The sequence below is a fragment of the Nocardia aurea genome, assembly GCF_003123685.1.
In the GTDB taxonomy this organism is placed as follows: domain Bacteria; phylum Actinomycetota; class Actinomycetes; order Mycobacteriales; family Mycobacteriaceae; genus Nocardia; species Nocardia aurea.
The window spans coordinates 126,422-144,741 of the sequence record NZ_QCYJ01000099.1 but is presented as its reverse complement, the minus strand read 5'-3'; the positions used below and the strand labels follow the sequence as shown (position 1 = coordinate 144,741).

Here is an 18,320-nt window from a genome sequence, read left to right as displayed (position 1 = left end):
ACAGTACTGAAATTCACATGAGGTGACAATCGTGAATATCGGTATTCTCCCGCACGAGCGGGCCCCAGCGGCCGGACCGAGCTGAGGAGTATCGATGGCGCCGACCTCCCCGACCGTCGCGGGTTGGGAACTGGTGCTCCGAATACGTCAGCGCGTCAACGAACTCGGCCTCACCTCCCGCGAGATCCAGAAGACGCTCGGCATCGGACCCACCTACTGGTCGCAGATCACCAATTACAAAGGGGTCCTCGCCGAGAACAAACTCGACCAGCTCGCCGCCCTGCTCGAATTTCCCGCCGGGGAACGGCGCGAACTGGTCGAACTGCGCGGTCTGGCGAAGGAGCGCGGCTGGTGGAACCGGTACTCGGCGCTGTTCGACGAGGGCACGCTGCGCTATCTCGGACTGGAGGCGGGCGCGACCCACGTCAAGAGTTACGAGAGTTCGGTCGTCCCCGCGCTTTTGCAGACCGAGGACTACATCCGCGCGCTGATGACCTCGACGGTGGCCGCGCGGCCCGCGGAGGCGGAGGAACTGGTCAGGGCCAGGCTGGAACGGCAGCAACGACTGCGCGGTGAGCATCCGGTGCTGCTCACCGTGGTTCTGGGGCAGGCGGCGCTGATGCAGCAGGTGGGCGGTGTCGAGGTGCAGCGCGCGCAGCTGCGCGCGCTGGTCTCGGCGATCGAGGATCTCGCGGGCACGGTCGATATCCGGGTGATCCCGTTCGAGGTGGACACGGCCGCGGCGGTCAACGCGGCGACCTTCACCGTCCTCGAGTTCGCGAGTGAGCGACTGCCGACCATCGGTCGACTGGAATCGGCGACCTGGTCGGAATTGATCGAGGAACCCAGGATCGTCGAGCAGTTGAAGTACCAGTATCTGCGCGCGCGGTCCTCGGCGCTGGAACTGGAGGATTCGGTGGCGTTGATCGAGGAGATCGAACGGGGGATGACGGGGTAGTCGCGTCGCGCGCGATCTGTTCGGCGGACGCCGGAGCAGATCGCGCGCCGAGGCTCAGCTCTTCTCGCAGGCGATGCCGTCACCGTCGCGGTCGAGGTCGTATTCGTCGGGGCCGATGACCTGCACCCGTCCGGTGTAGGCGGGCCCGTTACCGCTGCCGCCCTTGCAGTCGACGTCGCTCGCGTAGGGAACGCACGGGGTGTAGGAGGGGTGGCAGCCGGACTCGGGTGCGGCGGTGGCCGCGCCGGTCGCGGTGAGGGCGAAGCCCAGGGCAAGGGTGGAAGCGCCGAGGGCGGCAGTGAATCGCATTGTGCTCCATTCGAGATTTACAGCGGGGGATAGTGTGGCACAGCGGCACGGGCATCGACCGGGCAACCGGGCCGATGTCGAGTGAACGATCGACACGCGACGCAGCTCACCGCGTGATCCGCGTGGAGTTCCGCGGCGGTGGCGGCACGGCACAGCGTCTGTGGGCAATCATCGAGGTGCCCCCGGATATTGCTTCCTGGCGTCGGATCCCGTGCGGTGCTGTGGCGACTCTCACACTGCGCCACGCCCGACTTTGTGATGCCAATGCCCTGCTCTTACAGTGCCTTTCGGGTTTCCCGCGTGTTCATGCGCCGGATACTGTCGACTGGTCGATTGTGCGAGCGTGATGGAGGGTGACCGCCGATGCTGGTCATCAACGAACGGGCGGCCCTGCCGCGATCCGAACAGCGAGTTCTCGACTGGATGCGGACCTGGACGGGTCAATACATCATTGTCGGCCTGGCGATCTCGGGATGCTGTGTCCCCGAGAGACACCGCGAGGGCGACACTCGGGAAGCCGACCTCGTCGTCATCACGCCGCGCGCGGTGGTCGTGATCGAGGTCAAGGGCACGGTTCCCGACGCGACCTCGGGCGTGCTGTCGGTACAGGCCAACGGTCGCTGGCGACTGTCGGGCTTCGAGGGCGACCCGATCCAGGTGCGCGACAACGACACCGGCCCGTTCGACCAGGTGACGAACAATGTCTTCAACCTCAAGACGCTGGTGCGTGGACATCACCCCGACGCCTATGTGGACGGGTTGATCGTTGTCGTTCCGTCCTGGGAATCGACCATCACCCTCGAGGTCGAATCGCGGCAGCACGGCTGCGGTGTCGTCCTCGGGTCCACGCCGGGGGAGTTGCGGGCGTGGTTGCACCGCACCTCGAATCGCAAACTGCTGTGGACGGCGGAGGCGGTGCACGCGCTGCTGGTCGATATGAACATCGGCGATCAGCTCACGGTCGAAGACCTTCTGGCCGAGGGGTTTCCGTCGGCGACCGGTCGTCGTGTCCCGCGCTCGACGGCGGTGGGTGGCGAAACGGCCGCGAACCCCGTGGAATCGGTGACCGAAGTGCCGGTTGCCGCTGTCGCGCAGGCGTATCCGGATCACCTGTCCGGACAGTTCGCTCGACGCAACGCCGCGCAGGAAACCGAGGTCGGTGCCATACCGGTGACCACGGCTTCGGCGGATTCGGCGGTGGTCGAATACGCGGCCGCGACGGTCGACGTCGCGCGGGTATCGGAATCGCCCGCGCATCGGTTCGCGAGCACCGCGTCGACCGTGGATGCCGCGGTCGCGACACCCTCGACCGTGCAGCAGCGGGATTCCTCGCGGGCGACGATGCCGGAGCAGTTGGTGGTCGTCACGGACCGGGCCGACGAATCCGGTACCCCGATCGAGGGGGTATTGAATTACGTCGCCCCGCTGGCGTTCGCGGTATCGGCCCATACCGACTCGCCGCCACCGGGATCTCCCGCACCGTACGAAGCGCACGTATCCGGCGGGGCGGACCATCCGCGTACCGGGACAGAACATGTGCCGAGGGATGACGGTGTGTCCGGCCCGGATACCGCACCACCGGTTCGTCCCGGCCCCTCTCCGTACCCGGATGGCCTGGAGGACATTCCCGCGGATCCCGAACCACGGCGTCTCCCGGAATCGGGCGGGCAGCGTCCGCCCCATTCGCTGTCGCCCCGGGCCGACCATCAGGTGCCCTGGATAGCGCCGGATCCCGACACGGACCCGTCGCCGGTCCCGCGAGCGCCGTCCACCTACGTGCGTCCGCCCTGGATTCCGCCCGATGACGACGCCTTGGCGTCCCCGCCCCCGGTGGAGGTCCAGCGAGGTCACGCGGAACCGGAATCCGACGATGTACGTGCGCCCGTGCTCGACAAGCACCCCGCGCCGCCCGTTCCCGTCGAGCCCGCCCGGCCGACCGGAACATCGGGGGAAGTTCGCGAGTCCGCACCCGAGGCCGAGGTCGATCCGTCCCCGACCGTTCACCCGGCGTCGGAGTTCACCGACCGATGGACGTCGTGGATCGATGACGACCGCCCCGCGTCCCTGCCGCGCAGACCCGTCCCGGTCCGGCCGGGACCGAACGAGCCCCCGCCCGCGTACGGGAATGTCGTCCGGCCGAGCGTAGTTCCGCCGTTCGCGTACCGGGATGCCGCCGCGCCGACCCCGGCGCGCGCGGCCGAGGAGCCGTCCACCCGCGGGCCGCGCGTGGATGCTTCTCCGCCCGTCCGCGCGTCCCGCCCGGTGCTCGCGGAGGTGTCCGCACCCGTCGACGAGCCGCGTTTCCTGCGCAGGAACATCACCGTCGTCGAGTCCGGCGACCGTTCCGCGAACCCACTGCGCGCCGCGGTGACCACGATCCGCGACCACGTCCCCACCCGGCTGCCGAGCCTGGGGGACCGACTCCCACAGCAACTGGCCGCGCTCGCCGTCATCGCCTTGAGCGTCGGCGCGATCTGGGTCATCGTCTCCACGGGCGCCGCCGAGGAGGGGGCTTCGGTGACCCCACCGGCCCAGCAGAACCAGAACGCCGAGGTCGTCGGTCCGCCCGGTGCGGAGACGCCGGGCCGGTCACCGATATCGCTACCCGCGGTGTGCTTTCCGCTCCCGACGAGCTGCTGACCGTATTCGGGCAGACCCGGCTGTCGAATGTCCGGAGGTAGCTGGGTGGTGTCTTCGCCCTCATGGTGCTCGGTGGTGCGGAACATTCTGAACTGAACGGCGTCCGGCACCTGCACAACATACTTAGGGTTTGCTAACCTAAACGCATGGCCAAGCGCGTGAAGTACGTCAAGCCGGAGGCGCGGCGGATCAGGTCCGCCGAGACCCTGACGTCGAAGCGAATCAGCACCAATTTCGTGCGGGTGACCGTCGGAGGTCCCGACCTGCACGATTTCACCGCCATGGGCTACGACCAGTGGTTCCGACTGTTCCTGCGCAGGGAAAACCAGAGCGAGCTACGACTGCCGACCGTCGCCAACAATCTCTGGTACGCGCAATACCTGATGATGAGCAAGGATTCCCGCCCCTTGGTGCGCAACTACACGGTGCGCGACTTCCGTCCGGCGGGTTCCGGAGAATACGGCGACCATCCCGAGATCGATATCGACTTCGTCTCCCACGGCGACGACAGCCCCGCCTCGACCTGGGCGAACAATGTGAGCACCGGAACGCCGGTCGGCCTGTTCGACGAGGGCCTCATGTACCAGCCGCCCGAGCACACGAACTGGTCACTGCTCGTGGGCGACGAGAGCGCGCTGCCCGCCATCGCGGGTGTGCTGCGCTCGGCGCCGCGTGACCTGCGTGGCGCGGCCTACATCGAGATTCCCACCGCCGACGATGTGCAGGAACTCGGCGCGCCCGAGGGCGTGCAGGTGCACTGGCTGACGCGAAAGAATCCCAACGACGCGGTGGGCGAACTCGCCCTCGAGACCGTCCGCCAATCCGACCTGCCCACCTCCGGCGTCTACGGCTTCGTCGCGGGCGAACAGAGTCTGGCCACCGGCGCGCGCAGACACCTGGCCAACGACCGCGGAGTCCCCAAGGCCGACATCACCTTCACCGGCTACTGGCGTTTCGGCAAGGCCGCACCGAGCTGATCCGCGGAAGAAGCCCGACCGTTTCACGGATTGGGCTCCGCTGTTCTCGGCAGGCTCGATCTGCCGGGCGGGGCTCAGAAGGCGGGACGCGGGGTGCGGGGGATCATGCCGGTGGGGAGGAGGACGGCGCAGGCGTGGGGGACGGCTTTGTAGCCGACGCCCAAGTGGTCGATGTCGGGGGCGACGATCACCGTCGCGTGTGATCGGGCCGCGGTGCTGATCATGAGGGTCACGGGCATGTAGGTGTCGTGGTCGATGGTGAGGATGCGGACCAGCTGGTAGCCGCTGTCTCGGGCCAGGTGTTCGATCATGTTCTGGTCATCGAGTAGCCGGTCGGTCACGCCGAGGTGTAGCAGGCCGATTGCCCTGTCGTTCAATGATCCTCACTCTCCCTCGACGTCGCATCGGTTGTCGAGCGGGTCAGGGGTTCGGTCGAACTCGGAGTCCTGTCGGTGATGTACCCCGGACGGCGGCGGCTACGCGGGAAGTCGGTCGGGTCACCTGCCACGACCGCCGCACGCGGCGCCGGAAGTGGACTCGCATCGAGGTGATCCGATACCCCGGCCGATTCGAGAGGCGGAGCGGATCAGGTGTGGAAGACCACCTGGTCATCCGAATACGCGGCGTCGGCGACCACTCGGTGCCGTGAAAGATGCGTGAGCAGCGCCTGATTCGCTTCCCAGCCATCGGGAAACTTCACCTCGACCCCCAGGTGGACAGGTTCACCGGAGGGATGGGCGTCGAGTAGTTCCGGAATCCCGGCGCGTCCCACCACCACGCACGCGTGCCGGTGCCGGGACGTGAGCACGCAGAGACGTCCTGCCTCGAGGTGGAACGCTCCCGCGTCGCGTCGGCCCGACAGGGGGTGCAGAACGAAGGTGACGTCGTATTCGCGGCCCTGGAGCCGATTCGCGGTGTCGACGGTCACGGCGGCGGCGGGCGTGTCGCGCAGCGCGGTGCGCAGGGCCTCGGCTTGGTCGCGGTGGGCCGTGCCGATGGCGACACGGTCGGTGGTGACAGGCCGGGTCCCCTGCTCGGAGTGGGCGAGCGCACCTCGGGCCAGGAGTCTGTTGGTGAGCGCGGCCAGCGCCGCGACCGCTTCGGCATCGGTGCGCAGGGTGTGGCGGGCGGGCAGTTCGTACCAGGCCCACCCGGAGCGGGCGGCCTCGTCGAGCGCGTCGTCCAACGGTCCGAGCATGCCCGAGGTCGTGAATTCCATTCGCCGCGTGCCGGGTTCGGTGCCCGCGCGGAAACCGGTGAACGGGTAGAAGGCGGCCGACACGACGGGAGCGGCCGAGGCGGGCAGCCGCCAGGAGACCGGAAGGCGGTGGATGGGGATGCCGGGATTGTTGGCGAGCATGACGCTGACCGCGCTCATGGTCGGGTCCCACGACAAACCCTTCCACCGATCCACCTCGACGGTGGCGAAGGGGTCGAGCTGGCCGGGATCCCCGACGAAGAGCCCGTGCTGGAAGCGATTCGCGATGCGCAGCAACATATCCGAGCGCATCTGGTAGGCCTCGTCGATGATGGCCCATTCCCAGGTGCCGTCATCGATGGTGGCCCATTTCGCGGCGGTGCCGATGACGATCGCGCGGTCGGCGAGGTCGGCGACACGGGAGAACACCGTGACGTTGGGGTGGGCCGCGACACGGTCGGAGGTGACGTAGGTGGTGGCCGAGAGACGGCCGATGAGCAGCGCCGGATCGGCCTGGGCGAGGCGGTCGATGAGGTCGTCGACCTGTTCGTTGGTCTGCGCGACGATCATGCGTTGCGTGCCTTCGGAAGCCAGCTGACGGGCGGCGCGCACGACCAGGGTGGATTTGCCCGCGCCGGGCGGGGAGTCGACCACGATCGCGCGGTGCGTGGGATTCTCCAGGTCGGCGAGGATATCCGCGGTGACCTCGTCGGCGGTTTTCGTCACCACTGCTCCTCGGCGTGGTCGGGGTCGAATTCCGGTGGGGGACCGCCGTGGGTCCACGGGGTCTCCTCCGGTTCGGGCAGGGCGAGTTTTCCGCTGGAATTGTTGAGCGGGAAGCGGGTGAAACCGATCGAGTCGCCCACCTCGGGGATGCTGCCCGGTTTCGCGGTGCGGCCGTTGCCCATACCCCCGGAGAGTTCTAGAGTCAGTGTGCCGCTGTCGAAATCGAGCACCTTGGCCTTCTGGTTCGGCCGTTCGGCGCTGTGCAGGGTCTCGCCCGGGGTGGGGATGAAGGGGTCGTCGGATTTGACCTCGAGCATCGGGCGCAGCAGGGCGCGTCGGCCGGAGGTGTCGCATCGGTTCGGATCGCATTCGGTGACGGTGCCGCGAAACGCAGTGCCGGAGAGTCGATGTTCGGCCATCACGCGCGGGTCGTCGTAGGCCCGCTGGGCCTGGAAGGCCTCGGCCGCCGCCTCTCGATCCAGCAGCCTGCGCACCGCCGAGACGGCAGCGTCGCGGCGAGCCTGGGCGCCCCCGTCGTCGATGGTGTCGGCGAAATAGGTGAACGAACCGCGGTCACGCTGCCAGCGGGTCGGTACATTGGCGGCCTCGGGGAGCGCGGACAGCAGCTCGATGCCGCGCCACATCAGCTGCCATGTCGGTTCGAGCTGGCCGCGCAATGCCAGTTCGAGGCGTTGGGCCGCCACGGTTTTGGCGGTGCCGTCGATATCCTCGATCGCGTTGTCGTAGGCGTTGACCAGTGGCGCCAGCTCTTCGTTGTCGAATCCGGGGTCGGTCGCGGGTCCGGCGGGCGGGCTCAGCAGGGGGTCCTCGGCGAGCGCTGCGGCCTGCGCGCCGGACATCCCGGGCGGCGGTGCGATCCAACCGAGCAGTGAGGCGAGATTGGCGTCTTCGAGCGCGGATTGCCCGGTGGCCCAGTGCATCGCGAGCACCGAGGTCATCGGCAGCAGGACCGCGGAGCCGGGGCGTTCGGCTCGTTCGGCGAACCAGGTCAGCCACCGGCCGAGCAGCGGCACCTCGGCGGGGATCGGATTCGGCCCGTCGACCCTGTGGTACCGCACCGAACGCCCCAGCAGCCGAAGGAAATCCACGCCACCGGTATTGGGCACCCAGAGTTGGGCGGCGTCCAGGCAGCGGCGACCGATCACCTCGCCGGATTTATCGGTGATGTTCTCCGCCGCGTCCAGGTACGAGGCCACATGCGGCAGTATCTGCCCGGCCAAGGCTTCGATGAAACGTAGCCGCAGCACCCGGTCGCGGGGCTGCGGCACGATCAGCACGGTCGGCTCGTCGCGGTCGGTGCCGAACATCACCGCCAACGGCGCCGCGGCCTCACCGGCCAGACGCAGCGGGATGAGCACGAACGGACGTGGCGAGAGGTGATAGTGCCGGACCGTGGCCAGCGGCTCGGCGCGACCGGTGTGCGCGGCCCGCACCCGGGCCAGCGCGGTCAGCACACTCATCCGGCGATCTCCAGTTGCAGGCGGTGGGCGGCGCGCAGCACCGCCGCGATATCCGCGTGTTCGGGGCCGGGGGTGAACGAGCCGTCGGCGAGGCCGAGCGCGGTCTCGACACTGTCGATCCCGCCCAGATCGTCACAGACACCGCGGCCCAGTGCGTCGACCGAGCCCGACGAGCGCGCTTCGGACCGGCACGCGAACGCCATGTCGCAGTGGGACATGCAATCCGGGGCATACCGTGCCGGGATAGCGGCGATGGTGTCGGCCAGATCCGGACCCGGCGCGAAACTCGCTCCGGGCGGCAGTAATTCGAGTAGCTGTTCGATCGAGGTCAGCCGTGACAGCTGCCGCGACACCACCGCCAGCTGTTTGCGCAGATCCACGAGCGCGGCGGTCGGGCGATTCGTGAAATCCCGGGCGCACACCAGAATCGCCCGGTGCGACACCAGTTCCGGGTCCTCGCCCAGATCCTCGAAAAGCTGGCGCAGCGCGAGCACATAGACCGCCGCCTGTTTCGCCGCGACCGAGACCTGGGTCGGATCGGCCTGCTCGTCGATGACCGGGAACGATTTGATCTCGATGACATGGAACAGGCCGTCCAGCTGCACCGCCACCACGTCGGGCTCCAGATATGCCGGAGCGCCCGCGATATCGAGACGCAACAGCGGGTGATCGAACAGGGTGGCGTCGTTGTCGCGGATCGCCCGGCTCAGCAGTTGGCGCGTGCGCTGGTGCCGCACGGCGTTGCCCGCGTTGTCGCCCACCGTGTTCAGATCGACGTAGCCGACCTCGGGAATCGACAGTCCCAGCTTCTCGCGCAGCAACGCGAGCAATTCCGCGCAGCCGTTGGCCTTCACCATCGCCTCGAAGGTGTTGCCGCGGGTGATGGCGAACTGCGACTGACCGAACTGCGGCGGATGCCCCAGCTCACGCGCGATCTCGGCCTTGTCCACCGCCGCCGCGTCCAGTAGGGCACGGCGCACACAGCCCGGGTTGGTGGTCAGCGCCGCGATCGTGCGGGCATTGTGCCGACACGTCGGGGCGTCATCGCGCAACCGGTCCAATCGGGCCGAAAGATCGTTCATCACAACTCGTTTCCGCGCCGTCCGGCCGCACGCAGCCGAACACCGAACAGTTGCCCAGCCGCGTCGTCGAGCTGACGCGCCACTCGTTGCGCCGCCTGCTCGCGATGACCGGTGTCGTCGTCGACGTGCACCGCGAGCTCGCGCCGCGCCGCCTCCGACACCGCCGCCGGATCCAGCGAATCCGGCGACCCCGCCACTCCCGGCACCGACACCGCGAGCCGCCACAGCACCCGCTGCGCCGCGGGACCTGTCGCACCCTGGTCGATCATGTGCTCGGACAACCTGATCACCGCGGTCAGCAAATCCACGCGCGGACTGAGCGGCCCGATCATACGGCGAGGCAGTGACCAAGTGCTCACGGCCAGCAAACCACGGGCCGGTGCGATGAGATCGGTGGTGAGTGCGGCGCAGATGTAGAAGGGCCGGGCGAAGGGGGCGGCGCGAAAGGAACGTTCCTCGTCGCGGCGCAGGCTGGTCAGCCGGGCCGCCACGAGGTGGCCGGAGAAGAAGCCCTCGTGGACCGCCATCACCACCTTCGGTGACGCGGGGGCCGACAGGAGTGTCAGCGCACGATGCACATGATCACGGACCGCGACCACGGGAGCCCCGTCACCACCGAACGTCCCCGAGGCCTCCTCCGCCTCTGCCTTCTCGGTACGCGCCACCGGCGTCTCACCGAGCACCGCTGTCTCCCACAGGTTCTCCACCCGCCGTAACTCCGCCCGCAACTGTCGCGCCGTCGCGCGATCGCCCGCCGAGGCCGCCCGCCGGACATCCGCACGTAGTCCGGCGATCCGGTCCTCCAGCTCGACCGCTGAATCCGTCATGCGGGCAACGTACGCAGAGGTTCCAGTGAAGTCCAGCATTTACCAGTGTTCTGCGTGTCGCCGAAGGTGCGTATTCGCTTTCTCATCGTTGCCAGGCGCGGACGAGATCCTCCGGTCCCCAGTGCATTGCGAGCGGCACGTTATCGGCCACTCCCGATCTGGTGACTGCGACCAGAGGAGTATCGATCGCAGTGCCGGGTATCGCGAGCAGGCCGCGGATGAGAGCGTCGTAGTCGTGCCGGTCGAAAGCGCGGTCCTCGAACCACTTGATCGAGCCGGCGAAATGTATTGTCCTGGCGACGGGTCCGCGATCCGCGCCGATCAGGTCGATTTCAGGGTTGTTCTGCCGGTTCCACCAGCCTCCGACAGCCTCGGTGTCAGGCCATCGTTCATCGGGGAGAAGGCGCAGCAGAGATTCTCGAACGACAGGTTCGATGGCGCGCCCGCGCCATGCCGTCCATGAGCGTTCGATCCGTGCCAGCGCGACGTCACCTCGACCGCGTTCGATCAGTGGAATTCCGCGCCGGAGAAATGCCAGCCAGAATCGGAGATAGGAATCCGAGATTCGGTAGCGCTTGTTCTTCGTGTCCGGCTTCGTGGACAGCGGTAGGTCGGCGTCGATGATTCGTTTGGCTTGTAAGGTGTTCAGCAGCGGATTCAGGGTGCCGGCTGCGAGTGCGTTCGCGCCACCAGCTTCGGCCGCTATGGTGCTGAACGTGCGTTCACCGCTGCCGATAGCCTCGAGGATCGCCCGTGATCGTGCACCCTCGGGGAATTCGCCGAGTAGTGAGAGTTCGCCCGCCACCAGCAGCGGAGCCAGGGGATTGGATGTGGCGTCGCGGAGGAAGTCGATGCGGCTCATTCCGGGGTGCCACGACTTCACGATTTCCGGGAATCCGCCGGTGATCAGCAGCGCGTCGATGCTGTCGGCAGCGTCCAGTTCGGTAAGTGACTGGACGTCGGCGAGATGCAGTGGCTCGACGGTCATCTTCGTGGCGCGTCCGAAGAACGGCCGCTCGCGAGTTCCCAGCGACTCCATGACCGAGATGTCGCTTCCGACCAGCAGGAGCAGGACCGGTTTATTCGAGAGGTGCCGATCCCACACGGTCTGCAAAGCGCCCTCGAAGGCGGAATCTTGTTCTATGAGCCAGGGGATCTCATCGATGACCACGATGCTCGGTGCGTTGTCGGGCATCGCGATCGCGAGCGCCCGCAGGGCCTGATTCCAGTCACCGGCGTGGAATCCGCGGATCAGCTCCGCGTTGTCCAGCGGGGAGCACGTGATGGTGCCGATGAAATCGGCTCGCTCCGCGATCGCGTCGCGGCCGCGGGTGGCCTGGAATACGACGTACGGTCGATCCGACCGATCGCAGAATTCCTGCACGAGTCGCGATTTGCCGACGCGTCGGCGACCGGTCACGATGACCGCGCGACCTCGAGTCGCGCCGGTACGGTCGAGGACGAGATCCAGTTGGCGCGCGAGCAGGTCGAGATCGGTTTTTCGACCGGTGAACTCCATGGACGGCTCCCGAAGTCAGCTAAGATGCGATCTTACTAAGATCTTATCTTAGTTTGTTTAGCTCGCAGCGGCTGGAGGATGGCGTGCGTACCGGACTGATCGCAACCGGGCCGGACCCGTGTGCGTGCCCGCCGACGTTCTCCGCGATCTTCCTCGGAGAAACTCGCGGGCGCACCCGGTGTCGAGTCGTACGGGGTTTGCGCCACGACGGGCCGCATCGGACGACTCCGGCTCGCAGCCGAGAGGCGGCCTGATCCGGGGCGGTCTCCGGAGAGCCGTTCAGCTGCCGAAGCGGGCCAGAACGGAGCTGGCTTCCTGAGAAGCGCTGCCCTCCTGGGCGAGATGGGCCATGGCGGAAGGGATTTCGCGGCCGTGGTGGGCCATCGCCTGGGCGTACAAGCGACCCGCCCGGTACGAGGAGCGGACCAGCGGCCCCGCCATGACACCGGCGTAACCGATCTCCTCGGCCGTCTTCGAATGCTCGACGAACTCTTCGGGCTTCACCCACCGGTCCACCGGATGATGCCGGGGCGAGGGCCGCAGGTACTGGGTGATGGTGAGGATGTCGCAGCCGGCTTCGTGCAGGTCGCGCATCGCCTGGGTGACCTCCTCCGGTGTCTCGCCCATGCCGAGGATGAGGTTGGACTTGGTGACCAGTCCGGCCTCGCGCGCGGCGGTGAGTACCGAGAGTGATCGTTCGTAGCGGAACGCGGGACGGATGCGCTTGAAGATGCGCGGCACGGTTTCGAGGTTGTGCGCCAACACCTCCGGGCGTGAGGAGAACACCTCGGCGAGTTGGTCGGGGTCGGCGTTGAAATCGGGGATGAGCAGTTCCACGCCGGTGTTCGGGTTCAAACCCTTGATGGCGCGGACGGTTTCGGCGTAGAGCCAGGCGCCGCCGTCGTCGAGGTCGTCGCGGGCGACGCCGGTGATGGTGGAGTAGCGCAGGCCCATGGCCTGGACGCTCTCGGCGACGCGGCGGGGCTCGTCGCGGTCGAGGGCGGCGGGTTTGCCGGTGTCGATCTGGCAGAAGTCGCAGCGGCGGGTGCACTGCTCGCCGCCGATGAGGAAGGTGGCCTCGCGGTCTTCCCAGCATTCGAAGATATTGGGGCAGCCCGCTTCCTCGCACACGGTGTGCAGGCCCTCGCGCTTGACCAGGCCCTTGAGTTCGGTGTACTCGGGGCCCATGGTGGCGCGGGTACGGATCCACTTGGGCTTGCGCTCGATCGGGGTCTCCGCGTTGCGCGCTTCGATCCGCAGGAGTTTGCGGCCAGCGGGGGCGTCGGCTGAGGTCACAGGGTCGACCTTACGCTTTCGGTGTCGGTCGCCGACGGGGCAGTCACACCGGTCGCTGTCGGCTGTGGGCGGGCTGCGGTGGCGTCTGTGGCCCGCACCGGAATCGAGCTGTCCGCCGGGGTGGACGGCGAACGCGTCGCATGAGCGCGCGCGGCGGTGTCGGCCGAAGGGTTCGGGATCCTCACCGCCGCGGTGACCTCGGGCGTCGTGCGCGCGATGTCGTGGGCCGTCACCGGGAGGTCGCCGTTCAACGCGCGCACGATGGCGTCGGAGACCAGCGGCTTGACCTCCGCGACGGTGACCTCGCGACCGAGTTCGCGGGTCAGCGTGGTGACGCCCGCGTCGCGAATGCCGCAGGGGACGATGGCCTGGAAGCCGTCCATCGCGGAATTGCAGTTCAGGGAGATGCCGTGCAGGGCGACCCCGCGTTGCACGCGCACGCCGATCGCGGCGATCTTGCGCTCGGCCAGCAGGTCGGCAGCGGGCAGCCACACGCCGGAGCGGCCTTCGATACGGCCGCAGGTGATGCCGAAACCGGTGACCACCGAGATCAGCGCTTCTTCCAGGCGGCGCACGTAGGCGACGACGTCGACCGGTGCGGCCAGGCGCACGATCGGGTAGCCGACAAGCTGGCCGGGGCCGTGCCAGGTGATCTTGCCGCCGCGGTCGACCTCGACCACCGGACTGCCGTCGATCGGCAGGTCCTCGGTTTCGGTGCGGCGTCCCGCGGTGTAGACCGACGGGTGTTCGAGGAGCAGAAGGTGATCCGCTCCGATGCCGTCGGCGCGTTCGGCGGCGTATTCGCGCTGTAGATCCCAGGCCGAGTGGTAGTCGATGAGTCCGAGGTCCTCGATCACGATCGGGGTGGTATCGAATCGAGCGGACCGCACGGTGCGCGTGTCGTTCACCCCGTCGACGTTACGCCCAGGCGGATCGACGGCCGAATGGACATGGTGTGGGCAATGCCACAGGGTTGCCGGTGTGCTCGGCGGCGATCAACCCCAGAAGATCGGGTCGGCTCGTTGGTCGAGATATTCGAGCAGGTCGTGGATGTGGGGACTGGGCTCCAGGTAGCGATAGCGGTGGAATTTCAGGTTCCGGTCGCGCCAGTACAACGTCCACAGGCCGGTGGTCTTGGTGAAGTGCAACCGTGCGATCGGGAAACGTGTCCATTCCGGGCCGAAATCCTCGCGCCAGGGCGGCCTGCATTCGCAGATCGTCAGATGACGTGCGGCGATATCGCATTCGACGCGGATCTCGTCGCGCACGTGCTCGGGGACCTGCTTCGCGGCCCAGCGTCGCGCACGGGCCACGTCCAGTTCGGGCAGTCCGCGGGTCATGGGGATCGATGATCGCAACCGCCGGCCGAGTGTGCCACTCGTGGCGTGCCGGGGGTGGCCTCGATCCGGGATCTACCGGGGGTCCACCGGCAGGGCCAATTGCATCAGGGTGAGATCCATCCAGCGGTCGAATTTGTATCCGACCTCGGGCAACCGGCCGACGATGACGAAACCGAAGCGCTCGTGCAGGACGACCGACGCCTCGTTACTCGATTCGATGGCCGCGATCATCGCGTGCACGCGCCCCGAGGACGACGCGCGGGAGATCAGTTCGGTGAGCAGCGCGGTGGCGAGGCCGCGCCGGTGGAACCGCTCGTCGATGTACACCGAATTCTCCACGGAGAAGCGGTATCCGACCTTGGGCCGCCACTGGCCGTAGCTGGCGTAACCGGCGACGTCGCCGTCGACCTCGGCGACCAGAACGGGCATCCCCGCCGCGCCGCGATCCCGGAACCAGTTCTCGCGTTCCTCGATCCCGACCTGGTCGATATCCCAGATCGCGGTGGAGGTGGCGATATTGGCGTTGTGGATGGCGAGGATTGCGGGGAGATCCGCGTGCCGGGCATCCCGGATCACGTGGGAATCGGTTTCGGTCACCGGTCGTCTCCGCCTCGGCCGATCACCGAGGCCAGCGCCGCGCCGATGGTCGGGTGACGGAAGGTGTATCCGGCTTCCTCCAACGCCGTCGGGATGGCGCGCGGGCCGCTCAGCACGGCCTCGTCGGCGAATTCGCCGACCACGGCGCGCAGCGCGAAGGCGGGTACCACGAGCGGGGTCGGACGGTGCAGGGCCTTGCCGAGCGCGCGGTTGAATTCGGCGTTGGTGACCGGGGCCGGGCCTACCGCGTTGACGGGGCCGCCGACGGTCTGGTTGGTGAGCGCGAAGACGATGGCGCCGATCTCGTCGTCGAGGGAGATCCACGGCGCGTACTGGCGTCCGCTGCCCAAGCGGCCGCCCAGGCCGAGGGAGTACAGCGGGCGCAGGGCGTCGAGCATGCCGCCGTTCCTGGACAGCACCACGGCGCTGCGCAGCAGCACCGTGCGCACACCCGCGGCGACGGCGGGTTTGGTCGCGGCTTCCCAGTCGCGGCACAGGGTGGCCAGGAAACTCGTTCCGGCGGGGGAGGACTCGTCGACGACGCGGTCGCCGGTGTCGCCGCCGTAATAGTGCACGCCGCTGGCATTGACCAGGACGGGTACGCCCGCGCCTGCGACCTTGTCGGCGAGGACGTCGGTCGGGGTGATGCGGCTGTCGCGCAGTTCCTGTTTGTAGTGGCCGTTCCAGCGACGGCGACCGATGCTCGCGCCGCAGAGGTTCACGACGGCGTCGGCGTCGCGCAGGGCCCGCCCGTCCAGTTCGGCACGGGCGGGATCCCACACGAATTCGTCCGGTGCGGCGGCGCGGCGACGCACCAGACGAGCCACCTCGTGCCCGTCGCGGCGCAGTGCCGCGACGAGCGCCGTCCCGATCAGCCCGGACGAACCGGCGATCACGACCTTCATGGGTGACAGACGACCTTCCCGAACTACAGGCCGAGGTCCGCTTCGAACGCCGCTTCCTCGAGTCGATGCCGGATGGTGGTCAGGAAGCGACCGGCATCCGCGCCGTCGATGAGGCGGTGATCGTAGGTGAGCGGCAGGTAGCACATCGACCGGACGCCGATGGACTCGTTGCCGGTCTCGTCGGTCACCACCACCGGGCGCTTGACGATCGCGCCGGTTCCGAGCATGCCCACCTGCGGCGGGAGCAGGATCGGAGTGTCGAACAGCGCGCCCTGGCTGCCGATGTTGGTCACCGTGAAGGTGCCGCCCGCCAACTCATCCGGCTTGAGTCCGCCGTTGCGGGCCCGGTCGGCGATATCGGCGATGGCACGCGCCAGGCCCGCCAGCGACAGGTCACTGGCGTTGTGGATCACCGGGGAGAGCAGACCCTGCTCGGTGTCCACGGCGATGCCGAGGTGCACCGACGCGTGGTAGGTGATCTCCTTGCTCGACTCGTCGTAGCTGGCATTGACGTTCGGGTGCACCCCGAGCGCCTCGACAACGGCCTTGGCGAAGAACGGCAGGAACGTCAGGTTGACGCCCTCGCGGCTCTTGAAACCGGCCTTGGCCTGGCTGCGCAGCGACGCGATCTTGGTGACGTCGGCCTCGTGCACCTGGGTGAGCTGCGCGGTGGTCTGCAGCGATTCCCTGGTCTTGGTGGCCGTGATCTGCCGGATGCGGCTGGCCTTCTGCACGGTGCCGCGCAGATGCGCCAGCTTGGGCGACGGCGCGGCAGCGGCGGCGGGAGCCTTCGCGGCGGGTGCGGCGGCCGGAGCCGGGGCGGGCTCGGGGGCCTTCTTGGCCTCGGCGGCGGCGATGACGTCCTGCTTGCGGATGCGTCCGCCGACACCGGAACCGCTGAGCGAACCCAGGTCGACGCCGTTCTCCTCGGCCAGTTTCCTGACCAGCGGGGTGACGTACGGGGTCGCGCCGTTGCCGGAGGAATCCGCGGTGGCGGTGGCCGCCGGGGCCTTGGCCGGAGCGGGCGCCGGGGCCGGAGCCTTGGCGGGCGCAGGAGCGGGGGCGGGGGCGGGTTTCGGTGCGGGCGCGGCCGCGGCGGGTGCGGGCTCCGGCTCCGGTTCCGGCGCGGGTGCGGGCTCGGGCTCGGGCTCGGGCGCCGCGGCGGCGGGGGATCCGCTGCCGATCACGCCGAGCTGTCCGCCGACCTCGACGACATCGTCTTCCTGTGCGCTGATCTCCAGCAGGGTGCCGGCGACGGGAGACGGGATCTCGGTATCCACCTTGTCGGTCGACACCTCGAGCAGCGGCTCGTCGACGGCGACTTCGTCACCGACGGCCTTGAGCCAGCGTGTGACCGTGCCCTCGGTGACCGACTCGCCGAGTTCGGGCATCTTGACGGGGGTTCCCGATCCGGAGGCCGGGGCGGCCGAGGCCGCGGCGGGCGCGGGTTCGGGGGCCGACTGCGCGGCGGGCGCCGGGGTGGGTTCCGGCTCGGGTTCGGGTTCCGGCTCGGGCGCTGCGGCCTCGGGCTCGGGGGAAGACTCGGCCGCTGGCGCTTCGCCCGCGTCGCTGATCACGCCGAGCTCACCGCCGACCTCGACAACGTCGTCTTCCGCGGCGACGATCTTCGACAGCACGCCCGCCGCCGGCGACGGGATTTCGGTGTCGACCTTATCGGTGGAGACTTCGAGCAGCGGCTCGTCGACCTCGACCGTGTCTCCTTCCTGCTTCAGCCACCTGGTCACCGTTCCCTCGGTGACGCTCTCACCAAGAGCCGGCATCTGGACGGAGAAGGCCATGTCCGTTGACTCCTCTGACTGCTCGACGGGTTCTACAACAGTTGATCTCCGGCGGACCTCGCGCCGCGGGTCGCGGCGAAAGTCCGCAAGCCACCGACCATTCGGCGGCACCGGAGATCCGTGTGGTTCTTGTACCGCGATCCATCCTTGCACTCGATCGCGTGGCATGTAGCACAGGGCGTCCATCTGCCGCCCAGCTGGCAAGATGGAAAGACCGGTGGTGAGGTTTCCGCCGTGCCGTGAGGAGGTCGGCGTCGATGGGTTTGCTGGATCGTTTCCGTGGCGCTGTGACCGGGGGCAGAGGTACGGGGCGCCGGGGGAGTGCGGGTAACGCGGATACTCGCTACCTGGCCGAGTGGGTGCGCGCCCGCGAAGGGGTGGAGGGGTTCCTCGAGCCCAAGACGACAGTGACCGATGTCACTGTCGTGCTGGTCGCCTCCGACGGGGAATGGACCCGGCGGATCGTCGGGGAACGCGGGGCGCGGCGATTGGCCTCGGATCTGCGGATCCCCGTCTACGACGTCGGCAAGACCGGCTATCCGCAGCGGATGCGGGACCACGACGCGCGCAAGCGGATCGAGCGACAGCGCGCCTTCGACGACGAACTGCGCGATCTCTGAGACCGCGTGCTCGATCGGTGTCCGATCCCGACTCGACCGAGCGCGC

Annotated in this window: 16 protein-coding genes and 1 pseudogene; 4 read left to right on the top strand and 13 right to left on the bottom strand. The window is 68.2% G+C overall.

Features of this window, described 5'->3' with window-relative positions; all coding sequences use genetic code 11:
- Positions 1 to 94 precede the first annotated feature (94 nt).
- Positions 95 to 958, top strand: a complete 864-nt coding sequence (locus DAT37_RS20020) for a Scr1 family TA system antitoxin-like transcriptional regulator (protein WP_109526325.1) — start codon at positions 95 to 97, stop codon at positions 956 to 958.
- Between the two features lie 54 nt (positions 959 to 1,012).
- Here the strand turns inward: DAT37_RS20020 and DAT37_RS20015 are convergent, their stop codons facing one another.
- Positions 1,013 to 1,267 carry an excalibur calcium-binding domain-containing protein gene (locus DAT37_RS20015; protein ID WP_109526324.1) on the bottom strand — a complete coding sequence of 85 codons (255 nt, stop codon included), beginning with the start codon at positions 1,265 to 1,267 and terminating at the stop codon, positions 1,013 to 1,015.
- Between the two features lie 363 nt (positions 1,268 to 1,630).
- Between DAT37_RS20015 and DAT37_RS20010 the strand changes: the two genes are divergently transcribed.
- Positions 1,631 to 3,907, top strand: coding sequence for a nuclease-related domain-containing protein (locus tag DAT37_RS20010; protein WP_109526323.1), 2,277 nt, complete (start codon positions 1,631 to 1,633; stop codon positions 3,905 to 3,907).
- 146 nt (positions 3,908 to 4,053) lie between these two features.
- Positions 4,054 to 4,884, top strand: a complete 831-nt coding sequence (locus DAT37_RS20005) for a siderophore-interacting protein (protein WP_109526322.1) — start codon at positions 4,054 to 4,056, stop codon at positions 4,882 to 4,884.
- A 74-nt stretch (positions 4,885 to 4,958) separates the two neighbouring features.
- On the opposite strand, the gene DAT37_RS20000 is transcribed toward DAT37_RS20005, so the two are convergent.
- The 12 genes and pseudogenes from DAT37_RS20000 to sucB all read right to left on the bottom strand — a co-directional run bounded on the left by DAT37_RS20000 (position 4,959) and on the right by sucB (position 17,654).
- Entirely contained in the window at positions 4,959 to 5,261 is a 303-nt protein-coding gene (locus DAT37_RS20000) for a hypothetical protein (protein ID WP_109526321.1), read from the bottom strand.
- A 209-nt stretch (positions 5,262 to 5,470) separates the two neighbouring features.
- Positions 5,471 to 6,808, bottom strand: a complete 1,338-nt coding sequence (locus DAT37_RS19995) for an AAA domain-containing protein (RefSeq protein ID WP_198654362.1) — start codon at positions 6,806 to 6,808, stop codon at positions 5,471 to 5,473.
- A complete protein-coding gene (locus tag DAT37_RS44950; protein ID WP_198654361.1) occupies positions 6,805 to 8,289 on the bottom strand; it encodes a hypothetical protein in 1,485 nt (494 codons plus the stop codon). Before DAT37_RS44950 ends, DAT37_RS19995 begins: the two co-directional genes overlap by 4 nt.
- Complete coding sequence (locus DAT37_RS19990; RefSeq protein ID WP_109526319.1) at positions 8,286 to 9,371, bottom strand: hypothetical protein; 1,086 nt, start codon at positions 9,369 to 9,371, stop codon at positions 8,286 to 8,288. The genes DAT37_RS44950 and DAT37_RS19990 overlap by 4 nt, the downstream gene beginning before the upstream one ends.
- Entirely contained in the window at positions 9,371 to 10,198 is an 828-nt protein-coding gene (locus DAT37_RS19985) for a hypothetical protein (RefSeq protein ID WP_109526318.1), read from the bottom strand. The genes DAT37_RS19990 and DAT37_RS19985 overlap by 1 nt, the downstream gene beginning before the upstream one ends.
- Positions 10,199 to 10,280: 82 nt before the next feature.
- Complete coding sequence (locus DAT37_RS19980; RefSeq protein ID WP_109526317.1) at positions 10,281 to 11,717, bottom strand: ATP-binding protein; 1,437 nt, start codon at positions 11,715 to 11,717, stop codon at positions 10,281 to 10,283.
- Positions 11,718 to 11,996: 279 nt separating this feature from the next.
- Complete coding sequence (gene lipA, locus DAT37_RS19975) at positions 11,997 to 13,013, bottom strand: lipoyl synthase (protein ID WP_109526316.1); 1,017 nt, start codon at positions 13,011 to 13,013, stop codon at positions 11,997 to 11,999.
- A gap of 185 nt (positions 13,014 to 13,198) precedes the next feature.
- Positions 13,199 to 13,921 (bottom strand): annotated as a pseudogene (gene lipB / locus DAT37_RS19970) (lipoyl(octanoyl) transferase LipB); the annotation flags it as partial.
- 87 nt (positions 13,922 to 14,008) lie between these two features.
- Complete coding sequence (locus tag DAT37_RS19965) at positions 14,009 to 14,353, bottom strand: DUF3024 domain-containing protein (RefSeq protein WP_109526315.1); 345 nt, start codon at positions 14,351 to 14,353, stop codon at positions 14,009 to 14,011.
- 72 nt (positions 14,354 to 14,425) lie between these two features.
- Entirely contained in the window at positions 14,426 to 14,950 is a 525-nt protein-coding gene (locus DAT37_RS19960) for a GNAT family N-acetyltransferase (protein ID WP_232839870.1), read from the bottom strand.
- The gene (locus DAT37_RS19955; RefSeq protein WP_109526314.1) at positions 14,947 to 15,855 is read right to left on the bottom strand and encodes a TIGR01777 family oxidoreductase; all 909 of its coding nucleotides are present in this window, start codon (positions 15,853 to 15,855) and stop codon (positions 14,947 to 14,949) included. The genes DAT37_RS19960 and DAT37_RS19955 overlap by 4 nt, the downstream gene beginning before the upstream one ends.
- 23 nt (positions 15,856 to 15,878) lie before the next feature.
- Positions 15,879 to 17,654: a 2-oxoglutarate dehydrogenase, E2 component, dihydrolipoamide succinyltransferase gene (gene sucB / locus DAT37_RS19950; protein ID WP_109526313.1), complete on the bottom strand. Its 1,776-nt coding sequence runs from the start codon at positions 17,652 to 17,654 to the stop codon at positions 15,879 to 15,881.
- A 257-nt stretch (positions 17,655 to 17,911) separates the two neighbouring features.
- On the opposite strand from sucB, the gene DAT37_RS19945 reads away from it, so the two are divergent.
- Positions 17,912 to 18,274 carry an oxidoreductase gene (locus tag DAT37_RS19945; protein ID WP_198654360.1) on the top strand — a complete coding sequence of 121 codons (363 nt, stop codon included), beginning with the start codon at positions 17,912 to 17,914 and terminating at the stop codon, positions 18,272 to 18,274.
- Positions 18,275 to 18,320 lie beyond the last annotated feature (46 nt).

Coding starts and splice junctions, on each gene's coding strand:
- DAT37_RS19945 (WP_198654360.1), top strand. CDS start 17,912: ATGGGTTTGCTGGATCGTTTCCGTGGCGCTGTGACCGGGGGCAGAGGT.
- DAT37_RS20005 (WP_109526322.1), top strand. CDS start 4,054: ATGGCCAAGCGCGTGAAGTACGTCAAGCCGGAGGCGCGGCGGATCAGG.
- DAT37_RS20015 (WP_109526324.1), bottom strand. CDS start 1,267: ATGCGATTCACTGCCGCCCTCGGCGCTTCCACCCTTGCCCTGGGCTTC.
- sucB (WP_109526313.1), bottom strand. CDS start 17,654: ATGGCCTTCTCCGTCCAGATGCCGGCTCTTGGTGAGAGCGTCACCGAG.
- DAT37_RS19980 (WP_109526317.1), bottom strand. CDS start 11,717: ATGGAGTTCACCGGTCGAAAAACCGATCTCGACCTGCTCGCGCGCCAA.
- DAT37_RS19955 (WP_109526314.1), bottom strand. CDS start 15,855: ATGAAGGTCGTGATCGCCGGTTCGTCCGGGCTGATCGGGACGGCGCTC.
- DAT37_RS19965 (WP_109526315.1), bottom strand. CDS start 14,353: ATGACCCGCGGACTGCCCGAACTGGACGTGGCCCGTGCGCGACGCTGG.
- DAT37_RS20020 (WP_109526325.1), top strand. CDS start 95: ATGGCGCCGACCTCCCCGACCGTCGCGGGTTGGGAACTGGTGCTCCGA.
- DAT37_RS19990 (WP_109526319.1), bottom strand. CDS start 9,371: ATGAACGATCTTTCGGCCCGATTGGACCGGTTGCGCGATGACGCCCCG.
- DAT37_RS20010 (WP_109526323.1), top strand. CDS start 1,631: ATGCTGGTCATCAACGAACGGGCGGCCCTGCCGCGATCCGAACAGCGA.
- DAT37_RS44950 (WP_198654361.1), bottom strand. CDS start 8,289: ATGAGTGTGCTGACCGCGCTGGCCCGGGTGCGGGCCGCGCACACCGGT.
- DAT37_RS19985 (WP_109526318.1), bottom strand. CDS start 10,198: ATGACGGATTCAGCGGTCGAGCTGGAGGACCGGATCGCCGGACTACGT.